Here is a 14902-nt window from a genome sequence, read left to right as displayed (position 1 = left end):
TGCTTTTCCGTGCATGAACCGGGAACAACGCGGGCTGCCATGTCGACCTGCCACACACGGCCTCAGGACTACGCTTGGCTTTAACGTCCTTGCAGGAGTACCCATGCGGGCCTCCCGTCTTTCCAGCGCTGCCGTCGCCCTCGCCAGCGCCCTGATCCTGTCGGCCTGTGGTGGCCGCGCCGCCGACAGCACCCTGCTGCGTGAGTCCTTTGATTCCGGCGACACCTTCTCGCGCACCGTCGAGGGTGGCCCGGGGGAAGCCTGCGAGGCAGCGCGGCGCACCCTGCTGAGCCAGGGCTACGCCATTGCGCGCTCGGATGCGTCGCAGGTGGAAGGCAACAAGAACTTCCAGCCCCGCGACGACGATCACGAGCAACTGGTTCTGCGCATCTCCTGCGCGCCCCGTGGCAGCCAGACCCTGGTGTTCGTCAGCGCGGTGCAGGATCGCTATGCACTGAAGAAGAGCCCGACCTCGGCCAGCGTCGGTGTCGGCGCGTTGGGTTCGGTATCGTTGCCGTTCGGCAGCAACGACGACTCGCTGGTGAAAGTGGCCAGCAGCACGGTGACCGATGCCGAATTCTATCGCCGCTTCTTCCAGCGCCTGCAGCAGTATCTGCCTGCCGATGCCACTGCGCCTGCGGCGCCGGCGGCCACAACGCCTGAACCTGCACCGGCCACCACGGACCAGGGATGAGCGTGCGCGGCAGGTTGATCGGCATGGCCCTGCTGCTGGTGCCCGTGCTGGGGACGGCGGCCACGCCTGTCGACTGCACACAGGGCCTGCTGCAGCGGCTGGGCTGGCGCTTCGAAGAGGCGGCGGTGGCCACGCCGCAGGTGCACGGCGGTGTCGTGTGCACGCGCGCCACGTTGGCCGAGGCGCAGGCGGCGGGCGATCTGCACGTGCAGTGGCCGGCCGCAATGCCCGCTGCGGCCCGACAGGCACAACTGCGGCAACTGCTGGATGACCCGGCCACGGTCTGCGCCTATGCGTTCGAACTGGGCGCCGCCACGCAACGTGCGGCGACCGCATTGCAGGACAATCCCACGTTCCGTTTTTCCGGCCCGCAGCTGGGCTGGATCGGCTTCGGCCTGCGCGGTGCACCATCGCAAGGGTGGCAGCGCACACGCAGTTTCGGCCGTGGTTACGTGCCCAGCGCCGGCAACAGCCGTGCATTGCAGACGTTCTACAGCGGCAGCGTGCGTGCCGAATGTGGCGTCGGCCGCCAGGTCGCGCAGCTGGCCACGCAGCGCGAGCTGTATGGTGATGCTGCGTTCGATGCCGAGTTCAAACCCGCGGAGCTGTCGATTGGCACGTTCCTGGCGCTGCATGACACCGACAGCATCCTGCTGGGTGCAAACGCAGGTGATTTCTTCGCCGATGGCAAGGCCGTGCGCACGTCGATGATGGGGCGGCAGGCGTTCGTCGGTGTGCCGGGTTTCATCGAACATGTGTACGACAAGGGCACGCTGGACGATCTGAGCAACCAGGCCGAGAACTTCGTGGTGGTCGAGGTGGGCGAGGGCGCTGCGCAGGCGCTGGCCCTGCACGGCGGGCTGGCCTGGTACGACCAGCGCAATGTCGAGCTATGGAAACTCGCGCAGGACATCCCGCGCGTCGGGCAACGCTACTTCGAGCGCCTGCTGTTCGAGCGCGACCCGGACCTGCGCGCACGGCTGGCACCGCGCTACCACGACACGCTGGCACGCATGGACCAGCTGCTGGACGATCCGTTCTACCAGCAGTTCGTGATCTATGTGCACCCGCGCGGTATACGTCCCATCGGCTACCACGTTGCCCGCCTGCTTGATCGCAACCCACGAACGCCGTTTTCGATCGACCTGGCGGTGCACAATCTGCATACCACGCTCTACCGGCGTTGGCGCGAGGCGCAGCTGCGCCACTGCGCGGCCACCGGCAGGCCAGGCAGCCTGACCCTAGACCCTAACTGAAGGTGAAACAATGGATATTGCAATGATCGGCCTCGGCCGCATGGGTGCCAACATGGCCCAGCGCCTGCATCGCGGCGGCCACCGCGTGGTCGGCTACGACCCGGGCGAGGGTGCGCGCCAGCGTGCCGCCGAAGCCGGCCTGGAAGTGGTGGATTCGCTGGCCGCTGCCGTCGCTGCGCTGCCAGTGCCGCGCGTGGTGTGGCTGATGGTGCCGGCCGGCGAGACCGTCGACCAGACCCTGGGCCAGCTGACCCCGCATCTTGCCGAGGGCGACATCGTCATCGACGGTGGCAACTCCAACTACCAGGATTCGATCCGCCGCGCCAAGGCATTGGCCGAAGACGACCTGGGCTACGTCGACTGCGGCACCAGCGGTGGCGTGTGGGGCCTGCAGGAAGGCTACAGCCTGATGGTGGGTGGCGAGGCTTCGGTGGTGGAACAGATCGCACCGCTGCTGCGCACGCTGGCGCCGGCCGAGGATCGCGGCTGGGCACGTGTGGGTCCGTCCGGCGCCGGCCACTTCACCAAGATGGTCCACAACGGCATCGAGTACGGAATGATGCAGGCCTACGCCGAGGGCTTCGCGCTGATGAAGCGCAAGCAGGAGATGGAGCTGGACCTGGCCCAGGTGGCCGAAGTGTGGCGCCACGGCAGCGTGGTGCGTTCGTGGCTGCTGGACCTGAGCACCGAAGCGCTCAAGCGCAATCCCTCGCTGGATGGCATCGCACCCTATGTGGAAGATTCCGGCGAAGGCCGCTGGACCGTGGCCGAAGCGATTGCCCTGGATGTGCCGGCACCGGTGATCACGCTGTCGCTGCTGGAACGCCTGCGCTCGCGCGAATCCAATTCGTTCACCGACCGCCTGCTGTCGGCGATGCGCAACGAATTCGGTGGCCACGCCATCAAGAAGTCGTAAGAAGCACCGGGGTCGGATCCCTTTCCGCAGGAAAGGGCTCTGACCCCATCAGGAAAGCTGTCTCCGATCGCCTCCACGTCCTCCACGCATGGCGTGGATCTACTGGTCAGTCCAACGCGATTCGCCGCCCTTCGCGCGCACTGTCCATGCCGGCCTGCAGCAACCGCATCAGCTGCAGCGCCTGCACCGCACTGACCGTCGCTTCGCCATCGCCGTGCATCGCCGCCGCGAACTGTGCATACAGCCGCCGGTAATCGCCGGGCAGGTTGTCGACGGTGCTGCGCTGCACGTTGTCCTCGGCATCACAACGCACCAACTCGCCATGCCGCGGATCGATGCCCCAGCCGGGTGCGCCCGGCGCCACACCGCGGCGCAGCTGCGCCTCCTGTACATCCAGGCCGTGCTTGATCCAGCTGCCCGTGCTGCCATGCACACTGAAGTGCGGCGTAGGGGCTGCCACCAGTGAACCGGCATGCACGATCGCGCGGTGCCGCGGGTAATGCAGAACGGCATGGAAGTAATCGATGCCGCTGCCAACTTCGCGCTGCACGGCCAGGTCGGCGTCGATCGCCTGCGGCCAGCCGAACAGCACCAGCATCTGGTCCAGCAGGTGCGGGCCCAGGTCGTACCACAGGCCGCTGCCGGGTCCTTCCTGTTCGCGCCAGCGCTCGCGCACCTGCGGCCGGTAGCGGTCGAAATGCGCATGGCACTCGGCCACCTCGCCAAGCGTGCCTTGGGCGAGCAGCGACTGCAGGGTGAGGAAGTCGGCATCGAAACGCCGGTTCTGGAACACGGTCGCGATGCGGCCGGCATCGCGCGCGGCAGCCAGTATCGCTTCGGCTTCGGCAACATCCAGAGCGAATGGCTTGTCGACCAGCACGTGCTTGCCGGCGGCCAACGCGGCCATGGCCAGGGGCGCGTGCTGGGCATTCGGCGTGGCGATCACCACCGCATCCGCCGCCGGATCATCGAAAACCTCCTGCGGCGTGGCACGCACGTGCACGTCGCTGAACGTGCGCAGCAGGGTGTCGCGCTGGGAGCTGACGATGCTGTGCAGTGCCAGGCCCGGCGTGTGCTGGATCAGCGGCGCATGGAAGACACGGCCGGCGAGGCCGTAACCGATCAGGGCCAGTTGCAGGTCGGGGCGCATGGCAGGGCTCCGGCTGTGGGGGCTGTGGAATACACAGGGTAATCGACAGGTTGGCGACGCTCCAAAACTGAACCGTTGCCCTCGCGCGGGGCCCGATTCACGGCGGCGTGACCGCAACGCCACGCCTGCTCCACGCCTGCTTGTCCAGACTGGCAGCACATCCCGAAGGAGTACGACACGATGAGCAATACCACCCGCACGCTGATTGCTTCTGCCCTGACGCTGGGCCTGGCGCTGTCCTCCTCCGCTGCATTCGCCAAGGATCCGGCCGCGAAGAGCCCGCCGACCAGCACGCATCCGGCGACCCATGCCGATCGCCACGACTCCAACGAGCCGGTGACCGATACCTGGATCACCACCAAGGTGAAGGCCGACCTGCTCGCCAGCAGCAACGTTCCGGGCACTGAGATCAAGGTGGAAACGGTCAATGGCGTGGTCAGCCTCAGCGGCGCCGTCGCCAGCCAGGCCGAGAAGGACAAGGCGGTCACCACCGCCAAGGGCATCAAGGGCGTGACCCGCGTTGATGCTGCTGCGCTGAAGGTCAGTGCCGCCGCCAAGCGCTGAACCTGAACCCGGTGGGTGCCCCCGCGTGGGGCGCCCGCTGATCTGTAGAGCCGGGCCATGCCCGGCTGGACTCCAAGGCAGCCGAGCATGGGCTCGGCTCTACAGGTCCGATTGCCAACCCGTCCAGCCAGCCGGGCCGGAACGCCCGCCAGTGTGATCGCCTGCGCTATATTGCCGGTTCCGCCGCAGCCGGGCTGAGCCCGGCGGACGCTTCGCGGCCGTGCTGACGAGGAACTATGGCGCTGGTTTTCAGTGACGACATCTGGGACCGCTGGCGGTTGCCGGCCCTGGCGCTGGCGGCCGTGGCGATCATCGTGGTGCCGTGGTTGACCCTGCGCAAGCTGCAGCAGGACAACGATCAAGCAATGGCCTGGGTCAACCATACCCAGGCCGTGGGCGTGGCCCTGCAGCAATTGCAGGCGGACGTCCGTGATGTCGAATCGGCGGCATTGACCCTGTCCAAGGGCATTGATGCGCCGGGCCTGCGCGAACGCATGGCCAAGGCCAACGAGATTCCCGGACGGCTCGCCGAACTGGGGCGGATGACCCGCGACAATCCCGATCAGCTGATCCGCATCGGCCGCATCGAATCCATGCTGGAAGGCCGGATGGCGGTGGCCCGCGAACTGGCCAAGTCCGAGCCGAACAGTGACCAGCGCGCCCTGGTGCAGGACCTGAGCACGCGCTATCCGATCCGCGGCCTGGTGGAGGAGTTGCAGACCAGCGAATACAAGCTGCTGACGTTGCGCGCCGAACAGGCCGCGCGCCAGCGCAAGCAGACCGAGCTGGTGTCATGGAGCTCGCTGGTGGTGCAGCTGGCGCTGCTCGGCCTGGTGCTGTGGCTGCTGCAACGGCAGATCGGCCGCCGCCTGCAGGCGGAACGGCAATCGCTGCGGTCGGCGGCCCGTGCGGCCTCGGTGCTGCAGACCGTACGCGAACCGATCGTGCTGCTTGACCGCGACCTGCGCGTGCAGCTGCACAATCCCGCCTTTGCTGAACTGTACGGCCTGCAGGACGAACGCGCCGATGGCCTGCTGCTGGAAACCGTCGGTGACGGCGGATGGAAGGATGCCGTGGTGCGCCAGCGCCTGTCCGACGTGTTGCTGCGTGGCCGCGAACTGTGGGACTTCGAACATGAGCAGCGCACCGCCGACGGCATGGTGCGTTACATGCTGCTCAACGCACGACGCATGCCACTGCCGGATACCGATGACGAAGTGGTGTTGCTGACCATCAGCGATGTCACCATGCAGCGCGCCGTGCAGCTGCGCGTGGAAGAGCTGAATCGGCAGCTGGAAGGCAAGGTCGCCCAGGTGTCGGAGGTCAACCGCGAACTGGAAGCGTTCAGTTATTCGGTCTCGCACGACCTGCGCGCACCGCTGCGCCACGTGGCCGGCTTCTCCGACAAGCTGTCGCGCCACTTGGGCGAGGCCGCCGACGACAAGAGCCGCCACTATCTGGAGGTGATCTCCGGCTCCGCGCGGCGCATGGCGGCGCTGATCGACGATCTGCTGGTGTACTCGCGCCTGGGCCGGGTTGCCATGCGCCAGCAGGCGGTGGACATGCAGTCGCTGGTGGCCGATACCCGTGCCATGCTCGATTCGAACCTGCAGGCCGAGGCCGAGAACAGCGGCCACCCGCACCAGGTGGAGTGGAGCATCGCGCCGCTGCCGATCGTGGTGGCCGATGAGAACATGATCCGCCAGGTCTGGCTGAACCTGCTCGGCAATGCGGTGAAGTACTCGGGCAACCGCGAGCCGGCGAAGATCCGCGTGGACTACCAGCAGCAGCCCGATGGCGGTCATCAGTTCACGGTCAGCGACAATGGTGCAGGCTTTGACATGGCCTATGCCGGCAAGCTGTTCGGCGTGTTCCAGCGCCTGCACAAGGCCAGCGACTACCCGGGCACCGGCATCGGCCTGGCCAGCGTGCGCCGCGTGCTGACCCGCCATGGCGGCCGTATCTGGGCCGAGGCCGAACCGGACGTCGGCGCCACTTTCCACTTCTACCTGCCTCCCGCGATCGACGCGGACAAACAAGGTCCCTCTGCATGACGACTCTGCGCACCATTCTTCTTGCCGAAGACAGCCCGGCCGATGCCGAGATGGCGATCGATGCCCTGGAAGAGGCGCGGCTGGCCAATCCCATCGTGCACGTCGAGGATGGCGTGGAAGTGATGGACTACCTGCTGCGCCGCGGTGCATACGCCGGCCGCGAGGAAGGCCTGCCCGCCGTGCTGCTGCTGGACATCAAGATGCCGCGCATGGACGGCCTGGAAGTGCTGCGGCAGATCCGTGAACACGAAGAACTCAAGCGCCTTCCGGTGGTGATCCTGTCGTCCTCGCGCGAGGAAAGCGATCTGGCCCGCAGCTGGGACATGGGCGTGAACGCCTACGTGGTCAAGCCGGTGGACGTGGACCAGTTCTTCGGCGCAGTACAGACCCTGGGCAAGTTCTGGGCGTTGATCAACCAGGCACCGGAACTCGAGTGAGCCCATGCCCTTGACCGGTCCCGCCCTGGGGGCGCTGCGCATCCTGCTGGTGGAGGATTCACCGGAAGATGCCGAGCTGATGTCCGAACAGATGCTTGAGGCGGGGCTGGACGCCCGCTTCGAGCGGGTCGAGAGCGAGGCTGAACTTCGCCAGGCACTGGCGGCGTTCCAGCCGGACATCGTGCTGTCGGACCTGAGCATGCCCGGCTTTTCCGGCGACGACGCGCTGCGCATCGTGCGCGAGACTGCGCCGGAAGTACCCTTCATCTTCGTCTCCGGCACCATGGGTGAGGAGAACGCGGTGGAGGCGCTGCAGAAGGGCGCCAACGACTACATCATCAAGCACCTGCCGGCACGCCTGCCGTCGGCGGTGGCGCGCGCGATCCGCGATGCGCGCAGTGCGGTGGAGCGTGCGCGGGTGGAGACCGAGCTGATGCGTGCGCAGCGTCTGGAAAGCCTGTCGCTGCTGGCCGCCGGCCTCAGCCACGACCTGCGCAACATCCTGCAGCCGCTGCTGATCATGCCGGACCTGTTGAAGGCGCGTACCGAAGACCCGCAGCTGCACCACCTGGCCGATGTCATCGCCGAGTGCGGCCGCCGCGGCCACGAGATGGCCGAGTCGATGCTGTCGTTCGTGCGCGGTTCGCGCAAACCGAGCGAGCGCATCGAGATCAAGGGCCTGTTCGATGCCGTGGCGCTGTTGTTGCGCAGCAACGTGCCCGATGCGGTGCGGCTGGAACTGCAGGTGCAGGATGACGGCCTGGTGGTCGATGCCAACTACACCGAGCTGCAGCAGGTGATGTTGAACCTGGCGCTGAACGCAATCCAGGCGATGCCCAACGGCGGCCGCCTGAGCCTGACCGCCGGCCATGCCGGCCAGCGCGACGGCGTGGACTGGATGCATATCCGGGTGGTCGATGAAGGCATAGGCATGGATGCGGACACGTTGTCGCACCTGTTCAACCCGTTCTTCACCACCAAGGCCGATGGCACCGGGCTGGGCCTGATGTCCTGCAAGCGCATCGTCGAAGGTGCCGGCGGCAGCATTCACGTCAGCAGCCAGCCAGGCCAAGGCACCTGCTTTGAACTGCGGCTGCCGATGCATGACGCCATCGATGGCAGTGAGCCGGTCGAGCAGCTGGTGGCGCTGGGCAGCGGTCAGTCGATCCTGGTGGTCGATGGCGAGGCTACGCGCCTGTCGCTGCTGGGCAATGCGCTGTCGAGCCAGGGGTACCAGCTGCAGCTGGCCTCCGATGGCGCAGCTGCACTGCGCTGGATGCAGCAGGAGGCGATGCCGGCGTTGGTGATCGCCGATGCCGGTTCCAAGCTGCTGCCGGCCAGCCAGCTGCTGGGCGAAATGGCCGCGCTGGGGTATGGCGGCCCGGCTCTGGTGCTGGAAGATCCTGCAATGGCGGTGCCGGCCGAGGCCTTCCCGGCCGGCGTGGAGGTGCACGTGCTGCACAAGCCGCTGCAGATGCAGAAGGTGTTCCGCGCGGTGGCCGAAGCGCTGGGCTGATGCCCTGGTGGTGCCGGCCGCTGGCCGGCATCCACCGCGACGGGATCAATGCAGTTGCCGGCCAGCGGCCGGCACTACCGTTCGGTGGTTTCCCACGGAAACCGCGGCAGCGCGTCCACCGCCTGTTCCAGGCGCCGCGACCAGTTCTGGTGGATGTCGGCATACAACGCCGAATCCGCCCCCAGCCGCAGCTGCTGGCCGATGCGCAGTTCGCCATTGCGCAGCAACGCCAGGTCGATCGGCAGGCCCACCGACAGATTGGAGCGGATGGTCGAATCGAGCGACACGATGGCAGTGCGCGCGGCATCCTCCAGGTGGGTGGCCGGGGTAAGGATGCGGTCGAGGATCGGCTTGCCGTACTTGGATTCGCCGATCTGCAGGTAGGGCGTCTCCGGCGAGGCGGCGATCGCATTGCCCAGCGGGTAGATCATGTACAGCCCCGGCCGCTCGCCGGTGACCTGGCCGCCGAAGATCAGCGTGGCCTGGGTGTTGACCCCGTCATGGCCGTGCTCGCTGTGCGTGCTGTGCACCTGGCTGTCCACCAGCAGCCGGCCGACGTACTCGGCCGCTTCGAACAGGTGGGCCATGTCGCGCAGGTTGGGCGTGCGCCGTTCTTCGGCATCGCGCACCAGGCGCGACACCAGCAACTGGGTGGTGGCCAGGTTGCCGGCCGCCATCAGTACATAAGCCGCCTGGCCGGGGTACTCGAACACGTGCAGCTTCCGGTGCACGCGCACATCGTCCAGCGAGGCATTGGTCCGGGTGTCGGCGGCGAAGACCAGGCCTTCGTCCACCTCGATTCCAACGCAATAGGTCATGTCGGTGCCCTATCATGTGCGTCCCGGATTGTAGGCAGGCCGCCGTGACGACGGCATGTCCACGCCCCCCAGCACTGTCACCTGAACCGCATGACCATCGTGCTCCTGAGCCTGGGCAGCAACGTCCAGCCCCGCCGCTACCTCCACGCCGCGGTGGCGGCCCTGCGCGAGCGCTTCGGCACGCTGCAGGTGTCCCCCGCCTACCGTACCGCCGCAGTCGGCTTTGATGGCCCGGCCTTCCTCAACAACGCGGTGGCGATCGAGACCGACCTGCCGCTGCAGGCGCTGGACGACTGGCTGCATGCGCTGGAAGACGCGCACGGCCGTGACCGCAGCGGGCCGCGCTTCTCCGACCGGACCCTGGATATCGACGTGGTGTTCTACGGCGACCTGGTGGTGGAAGGCCCTGGCCATCTGCGCATCCCTCGCCCGGAACTGAAGCATGCCTTCGTGCTGAAGCCGCTGGCCGACATCGCGCCCGGCTTCATCGACCCGGTCAGCGGCCAGGACCTGGCCACGCTGTGGCGCGCGCACCCGCAGTGCGGCGAGGCATTCGAGGTGGTTGACCTCGGATGACCGAGGTTGCCGGCCAGTGGCCCGTACTACCGGTAGTGCCGGCCGCTGGCCGGCAACCTTTCAGCTGACCGTACGCCCGCCGTCCACGCGCAGGGTATGGCCGGTGACGAAGCTGGCTTCGGTCACCAGCCAGTACACCGCCTCGGCAATTTCCTCGACCGTGCCGATCCGCGCCAGCGGCGTGCGTGCCAGCAGTGCCTCACGCGCGAAATCATCCTTGCCCTGTTCGGGCCACAGGATCGCGCCGGGCGCCACCGCATTGACCCGCACCTTCGGCGCCAGTTCCAGCGCCAGCGAGCGGGTGGCCATCTCCAGCGCGGCCTTGGCCATCGTGTAGGCGATGTGGTCGCGCATCGGGTCGGTGCCGTGCAGGTCGGTCAGGTTGACGATGCAGCCGTGCTGGCGGCGCAGGTAGGGCGCGGCAGCCTGTGACAGCAGCAGCGGCGCACGCGCGTTGACCGCGTACAGTTCGTCCACCGCCTCGGCGGTGACCTGGCCAAGCGGGGTGGCGAAGAAATTGGAGGCGTTGTTGACCAGCGCGTCCAGGCGCCCGAAATGGGTGACCGCCTGTTCCACCAGATCGGACAGGGCATCGGCGTCACGCAGGTCGGCCTGCAGGGCCAGCACGCTGCCCGGGCGCACATTGTCGAAATCGAACGCGGTCTGCTGCAGCTCCGCGCTGGAGGTGTTGGCGTGCAGCACCACCGACCAGCCACAGGCATGGAACTGGCGGGCGATGGCCGCGCCAATCCGGCGTGCGCTGCCGGTGATCAGGGCCACGGGGGCGGTGTCGCTCATGAGGGTCCTCCAAGGCTCGGCTATCCTGTGCACCATTGTCACCGCATTCGAAGACGCCATGCAGCCCACGTTCCCCCTGCCCGAAGCCGATGCCCTGGCCCACAGCGACCAGCTGGCCGCCGCCCTGCGCGCCGAGATCCTTACGCAGGGCGGGGCGATCCCGTTCTCGCGCTTCATGGAGCTGTGCCTGTACACCCCCGGGTGGGGCTATTACAGCGCTGGCGCCAGCAAATTCGGTGGCAGCGGCGACTTCACCACCGCGCCCGAGCTCGGCAGCCTGTTCGCCGGCAGCGTGGCCAACGCGCTGGCGCCGGTGTTCGCCCAGCTGGGCGCGCAGGCGCGGATGCTGGAACTGGGCGGCGGTACCGGTGCCTTCGCCGAGGCGGTGCTGCTGCGCCTGGCCGAGCTGGACGCGCTGCCGACGCGCTATGCCATCCTCGAACCCAGTGCCGACCTGCGCGAACGCCAGCAGCAGCGCCGGCAGCAGAACCTGCCGGCCGAGCTGGCCGCGCGCGTGGAGTGGATCGATCGCCCGTTCGAAGAGGACTGGGAGGGCGTGGTGTTCGCCAACGAGGTGATCGACGCGCTGCCGACCCCGCGCTTCCTGATCAAGGACGGCGAGGTCTACGAGGAAACCGTCGAGCTGGATGGCGATGGCAACTTCATCCGCGGCGCGCAGCCGGCTGACATCCTGCTCAACGGGGCGGTGCGCCACATCGAGCGCTACCTGGAGAAGCCCTTCGCCGAGGGCTACCGTTCCGAAGTGCTGCCGCAGCTGCCGTACTGGTTGCAGGCGGTGGCCGGTGGCCTGCAGCGCGGTGCGATGCTGTTCGTCGACTATGGCTACAACCGCGGCGAGTTCTACCAGCACGATCGCGACGATGGCACCGTGCGCGCCTTCTACCGCCACCACGTGCACAACGACGTGCATCGCTGGCCCGGCCTGCAGGACATCACCGCGTCGGTGGACTTCACGGCGATGGCCGAGGCCGGCCTGCATGGCGGTTTCGAACTGGCTGGCTACTGCAGCCAGGCCAGCTTCCTGCTCGGCAACGGCCTGGACCAGGTGCTGCTGCTGGCCGAGGAGCGTACTGATGAAGTCGGCCGCATCCAGCTGCGTGACCAGGTGAAGAAGCTGACCCTGCCCACCGAGATGGGCGAGCGCTTCCAGGCCATCGGCCTGCAGCGTGGCGTCGACTTCGAGCCGGCCTTCGAGCTGGGTGACCTGAGCTGGCGCCTGTGAGCGGCGCTTTGCCGGTGATCAAGCCGCTGCGGCGGCCGCGGCTGTGGACCATGCTGTGGGCGCTGGCGGTGCTGCTGGTGATCGTGGTCTGCCTGATCCCGCCGCCGCCGATTCCGCTGCCGGAAAACAGCGACAAGGGCGAGCACTTCCTCGCCTATTTCATCCTGGCCGGCAGCGCGGTGCAGCTGTTCCGCCGGGGCAGGCCACTGCTGTGGGTGGGCGTGGGCCTGGTGCTGATGGGGATCGGCATCGAGTTCGCGCAGGGCGCGTTGACCGATGACCGCATGGCCGACCCGATGGATGCGCTCGCCAACACGATCGGCGTGCTGGCCGGCATGGCCACGGCACTGACCCCGCTGCGCGACCTGCTGCTGCGCTGGCGGGGGTAACAGCGTGCCAACCAAGGTTGGCACCCACCCGTAGATCCACGCCATGCGTGGATGAACTGCCCGGGGTGCCGACCAAGGTCGGCACCCACCAGGATGGACCTGCCGTTACTTCTGCAGCGTCACCTCATCCAGCACCCACATCGCCGGGCGCGTGTCGCCGGTGAAGTTGATGCACAGGTCACCGGTACCCTCGGTGCCCTTCGGCAGTGCGGCGCGCAGGGTCACGAAGCCATCCGCATCCGGCTTGGCCGGCAACGCAACTTCAGCCAGCACCTTGCCACTGCAATCGCCACGGCGCACCTGCATCTCGCCATGCGCGCGCTTGGCCTTTTCAAAGCGGCGCTTGGGTTCGTCATGGGCCAGCTGGAAGTAGTACGGAATGCGGCCGGCACGCACTTCCACGCTGCCGACGCCATCCAGCTGTGCCTGCGGCCAACGCCAGCACGGCTGGAAGATATCGACGTTGAACACCGCACGGGTTCCTTCGCGCGGGCCGTCGTCTTCCAGGCGCAACACCAGGCCCTTCTGGCCCACGCAGCTGAGCAGCTCATCGCTGCGGCGGCTGAGCAGCGACTGCGCGGTGAACGCTGCGACCGTCGGCTTGGCGGCCAACATCTGGCCCTGATAGAACGCGGCGGCCTGCACGGTGGCCGGCAGCGTTGCGGTCAGCGGCTGCTGGTACAGCGGCGACTGCGCGCTGACCGGCTGGCCATCGACGCTGTAGCGCACTTCATAGCCCAGCGGGTTGGCCAGGGACACGGTCACGGTGTTGGCAGCGCGGTTGTCGGTGTAGTCCACGCCCACTTCGAACGGCGTCTGCGCGTACGCCAGGCCCCAGGCACGGTAACGCTGCAGCTGGGAGGGCAGGCGCGCGAGGAAGTCGCGGAAGTCGCGGTGTTCCGGCGTGCTCCAACCGATCTCGGCCACCGCGGCCAAGCGCGGGAACAGGTTGTGCTGCAGGCGTGCATAGCTGCGCGTGTGCTCGGTGAACATGTTGGCCTGCAGGCCCAGGATGTGCCCGCGCTTGTCGGCGGCCAGTTCGGCCGGCACCGGCTCGAAGTTGTACAGCTTGCCGAGATTGACCTGGGCCGGACGGCCCGGCGGCTCGTTCGGCGAGGCGGTCTGCAGGTAGTCCAGGTACAGGTAGCCGACCGGCGACATGATCACGTCATGGCCGGCACTGGCTGCAGCCAGGCCGCCTTCGGTGCCCTGCCACGACATCACCGTGGCCTGCGGCGGCAACCCGCCTTCGAGGATCTCGTCCCAGCCGATCAGGCGCCGGTCGTGTTCCTCAAGGAACGTCTCCAGGCGCTTGATGATGTGGCTCTGCATGGCCATTTCATTGTTGATGCCCAGCGCACGCATGCGCTGCTGCACCTGCTTGGAGGCTTGCCACTGGTCCTTGACCGCCTCGTCGCCACCGACGTGCACGTACTTGGCCGGGAACAGGTCGATCACTTCTTCCAGCACGTTCTCCAGGAAGGTGACCGTGCTGTCCTCCACGTTGAACAGGTTGGGGAACACGCCCCATTCGCTGATCGGCTTCAGCGGGGTGTTGATCGAACCCAGTTCCGGGTACGCGGCAATCGCGGCGGTGGCATGGCCGGGCACATCGATTTCCGGAATCACCTGGATATGCAGCTTGGCGGCATAGGCGATCACGTCGCGGATCTGCTCCTGCGTGTAGAAGCCGCAGTACGGATGTTCCTGGCCACTGACCGGGTCGATGCCACCGTCGCCGGCCGGCAGGCGGCAGCTGCCCACCTCGGTCAGCTTCGGGTAGCGCTTGATCTCCATGCGCCAGCCCTGGTCATCGGTCAGGTGCCAGTGGAAGGTGTTGAGCTTGTGCGCGGCCATCGCGTCGAGCACGCGCTTGATCTCGTCCAGGCTCTGGAAATGCCGCGCCGAGTCGAGCATGAAACCGCGCCAGCTGAAACGCGGCGCGTCCTGGATCTGCACCGCCGGCAGCACGCCGCCGCTGCCACCGGTGGCGAGCTGGGCGAGGGTGGTTGCGCCATAGAACAGGCCCGTCTCGTTGCCGGCCTGGATCACCACGCCCTGCGCGGTGCTGTCCAGCGTGTAGCTTTCGCCGCTGTCGCGGAAGGTGGGCACGATCTGGAAACGGATGCTGCCGGCGTTGCCTGCCGCCTTGCCCTTGGCCAGCGCCAGGCGTGGGCCGCCGCTGCGCGCCAGCAGGTCGGCAAACTGGTTGGCGACGCGTTGCGCGGCTTCGCCCTCGGCCTGCAGCACGGTGTCGGCGCGAACAGTGATGCCGCTGCCCTGGCCGCGCTGCACCTTGGCCGGGGCTGGAATCAGCATCAGGCTGCCGGCACGCAGCTGCGGGCCGGGCGCTTCGGCGGCGGGCGTGGGATCGGCGGCGAGTGCCGGCGTGGCCGGCAGGAGGGCGAGCAGGCTGCCCAGCAGCACTGCGCTGCGCATCCGGGCGCGGGAAGGCTTGACCATCGGTACGACTCCTTGGAACGGTGCGATG

General features: G+C 67.5%; 14 protein-coding genes. 10 read left to right on the top strand and 4 right to left on the bottom strand.

Annotated features, from left to right (window positions below):
- Positions 1-103 precede the first annotated feature (103 nt).
- The 3 genes from ACMZPQ_RS10775 to gnd are packed head-to-tail and all read left to right on the top strand — an operon-like array spanning position 104 to position 2866.
- The gene (locus tag ACMZPQ_RS10775) at positions 104-694 is read left to right on the top strand and encodes a DUF2242 domain-containing protein (RefSeq protein ID WP_197583347.1); all 591 of its coding nucleotides are present in this window, start codon (positions 104-106) and stop codon (positions 692-694) included.
- Positions 691-1950 (top strand): hypothetical protein, encoded by a 1260-nt coding sequence (locus ACMZPQ_RS10770; protein ID WP_197583346.1) that lies wholly within the window; start codon positions 691-693, stop codon positions 1948-1950. Before ACMZPQ_RS10775 ends, ACMZPQ_RS10770 begins: the two co-directional genes overlap by 4 nt.
- A 10-nt stretch (positions 1951-1960) precedes the next feature.
- The gene (gnd, locus tag ACMZPQ_RS10765; protein ID WP_197583344.1) at positions 1961-2866 is read left to right on the top strand and encodes a phosphogluconate dehydrogenase (NAD(+)-dependent, decarboxylating); all 906 of its coding nucleotides are present in this window, start codon (positions 1961-1963) and stop codon (positions 2864-2866) included.
- Positions 2867-2972: 106 nt separating this feature from the next.
- On the opposite strand, the gene ACMZPQ_RS10760 is transcribed toward gnd, so the two are convergent.
- A complete protein-coding gene (locus ACMZPQ_RS10760; RefSeq protein ID WP_414486231.1) occupies positions 2973-4016 on the bottom strand; it encodes an oxidoreductase in 1044 nt (347 codons plus the stop codon).
- Between the two features lie 180 nt (positions 4017-4196).
- Here ACMZPQ_RS10760 and ACMZPQ_RS10755 point away from each other — a divergent pair, with 180 nt between their 5' ends.
- From ACMZPQ_RS10755 to ACMZPQ_RS10740, 4 genes are all read left to right on the top strand, one after another.
- The gene (locus ACMZPQ_RS10755; RefSeq protein ID WP_049447825.1) at positions 4197-4580 is read left to right on the top strand and encodes a BON domain-containing protein; all 384 of its coding nucleotides are present in this window, start codon (positions 4197-4199) and stop codon (positions 4578-4580) included.
- 236 nt (positions 4581-4816) lie between these two features.
- Entirely contained in the window at positions 4817-6634 is a 1818-nt protein-coding gene (locus ACMZPQ_RS10750) for a sensor histidine kinase (RefSeq protein ID WP_197583341.1), read from the top strand.
- The gene (locus ACMZPQ_RS10745; RefSeq protein ID WP_197583340.1) at positions 6631-7071 is read left to right on the top strand and encodes a response regulator; all 441 of its coding nucleotides are present in this window, start codon (positions 6631-6633) and stop codon (positions 7069-7071) included. The genes ACMZPQ_RS10750 and ACMZPQ_RS10745 overlap by 4 nt, the downstream gene beginning before the upstream one ends.
- A 4-nt stretch (positions 7072-7075) precedes the next feature.
- Positions 7076-8587 carry an ATP-binding protein gene (locus ACMZPQ_RS10740; RefSeq protein WP_197583338.1) on the top strand — a complete coding sequence of 504 codons (1512 nt, stop codon included), beginning with the start codon at positions 7076-7078 and terminating at the stop codon, positions 8585-8587.
- Positions 8588-8661: 74 nt separating this feature from the next.
- On the opposite strand, the gene ACMZPQ_RS10735 is transcribed toward ACMZPQ_RS10740, so the two are convergent.
- Positions 8662-9405 carry a proteasome-type protease gene (locus ACMZPQ_RS10735; RefSeq protein WP_312647277.1) on the bottom strand — a complete coding sequence of 248 codons (744 nt, stop codon included), beginning with the start codon at positions 9403-9405 and terminating at the stop codon, positions 8662-8664.
- Between the two features lie 90 nt (positions 9406-9495).
- Between ACMZPQ_RS10735 and folK the strand changes: the two genes are divergently transcribed.
- On the top strand, positions 9496-9981 hold the full coding sequence (gene folK / locus ACMZPQ_RS10730; RefSeq protein ID WP_197582771.1) for a 2-amino-4-hydroxy-6-hydroxymethyldihydropteridine diphosphokinase: 486 nt from the start codon (positions 9496-9498) through the stop codon (positions 9979-9981).
- Between the two features lie 60 nt (positions 9982-10041).
- On the opposite strand, the gene ACMZPQ_RS10725 is transcribed toward folK, so the two are convergent.
- Entirely contained in the window at positions 10042-10779 is a 738-nt protein-coding gene (locus ACMZPQ_RS10725) for a pteridine reductase (protein ID WP_197582772.1), read from the bottom strand.
- A gap of 58 nt (positions 10780-10837) precedes the next feature.
- On the opposite strand from ACMZPQ_RS10725, the gene ACMZPQ_RS10720 reads away from it, so the two are divergent.
- Positions 10838-12022 carry a class I SAM-dependent methyltransferase gene (locus tag ACMZPQ_RS10720; RefSeq protein ID WP_197582774.1) on the top strand — a complete coding sequence of 395 codons (1185 nt, stop codon included), beginning with the start codon at positions 10838-10840 and terminating at the stop codon, positions 12020-12022.
- On the top strand, positions 12019-12411 hold the full coding sequence (locus tag ACMZPQ_RS10715) for a VanZ family protein (RefSeq protein WP_197582775.1): 393 nt from the start codon (positions 12019-12021) through the stop codon (positions 12409-12411). Before ACMZPQ_RS10720 ends, ACMZPQ_RS10715 begins: the two co-directional genes overlap by 4 nt.
- 105 nt (positions 12412-12516) lie before the next feature.
- Here the strand turns inward: ACMZPQ_RS10715 and ACMZPQ_RS10710 are convergent, their stop codons facing one another.
- The gene (locus tag ACMZPQ_RS10710; protein ID WP_197582776.1) at positions 12517-14874 is read right to left on the bottom strand and encodes a beta-N-acetylhexosaminidase; all 2358 of its coding nucleotides are present in this window, start codon (positions 14872-14874) and stop codon (positions 12517-12519) included.
- Positions 14875-14902: the final 28 nt, after the last annotated feature.

Source organism: Stenotrophomonas maltophilia (assembly GCF_047497515.2).
Classification (GTDB): domain Bacteria; phylum Pseudomonadota; class Gammaproteobacteria; order Xanthomonadales; family Xanthomonadaceae; genus Stenotrophomonas.
The sequence above is the reverse complement of the archived record's forward strand: the minus strand, read 5'-3'. Positions and strand labels throughout refer to the sequence as shown.

What these genes read in the sequence shown, in the direction of transcription:
- ACMZPQ_RS10775 (WP_197583347.1), top strand. Translation starts at nt 104, where the DNA reads ATGCGGGCCTCCCGTCTTTCCAGCGCTGCCGTCGCCCTCGCCAGCGCC.
- ACMZPQ_RS10770 (WP_197583346.1), top strand. Translation starts at nt 691, where the DNA reads ATGAGCGTGCGCGGCAGGTTGATCGGCATGGCCCTGCTGCTGGTGCCC.
- gnd (WP_197583344.1), top strand. Translation starts at nt 1,961, where the DNA reads ATGGATATTGCAATGATCGGCCTCGGCCGCATGGGTGCCAACATGGCC.
- ACMZPQ_RS10760 (WP_414486231.1), bottom strand. Translation starts at nt 4,016, where the DNA reads ATGCGCCCCGACCTGCAACTGGCCCTGATCGGTTACGGCCTCGCCGGC.
- ACMZPQ_RS10755 (WP_049447825.1), top strand. Translation starts at nt 4,197, where the DNA reads ATGAGCAATACCACCCGCACGCTGATTGCTTCTGCCCTGACGCTGGGC.
- ACMZPQ_RS10750 (WP_197583341.1), top strand. Translation starts at nt 4,817, where the DNA reads ATGGCGCTGGTTTTCAGTGACGACATCTGGGACCGCTGGCGGTTGCCG.
- ACMZPQ_RS10745 (WP_197583340.1), top strand. Translation starts at nt 6,631, where the DNA reads ATGACGACTCTGCGCACCATTCTTCTTGCCGAAGACAGCCCGGCCGAT.
- ACMZPQ_RS10740 (WP_197583338.1), top strand. Translation starts at nt 7,076, where the DNA reads ATGCCCTTGACCGGTCCCGCCCTGGGGGCGCTGCGCATCCTGCTGGTG.
- ACMZPQ_RS10735 (WP_312647277.1), bottom strand. Translation starts at nt 9,405, where the DNA reads ATGACCTATTGCGTTGGAATCGAGGTGGACGAAGGCCTGGTCTTCGCC.
- folK (WP_197582771.1), top strand. Translation starts at nt 9,496, where the DNA reads ATGACCATCGTGCTCCTGAGCCTGGGCAGCAACGTCCAGCCCCGCCGC.
- ACMZPQ_RS10725 (WP_197582772.1), bottom strand. Translation starts at nt 10,779, where the DNA reads ATGAGCGACACCGCCCCCGTGGCCCTGATCACCGGCAGCGCACGCCGG.
- ACMZPQ_RS10720 (WP_197582774.1), top strand. Translation starts at nt 10,838, where the DNA reads ATGCAGCCCACGTTCCCCCTGCCCGAAGCCGATGCCCTGGCCCACAGC.
- ACMZPQ_RS10710 (WP_197582776.1), bottom strand. Translation starts at nt 14,874, where the DNA reads ATGGTCAAGCCTTCCCGCGCCCGGATGCGCAGCGCAGTGCTGCTGGGC.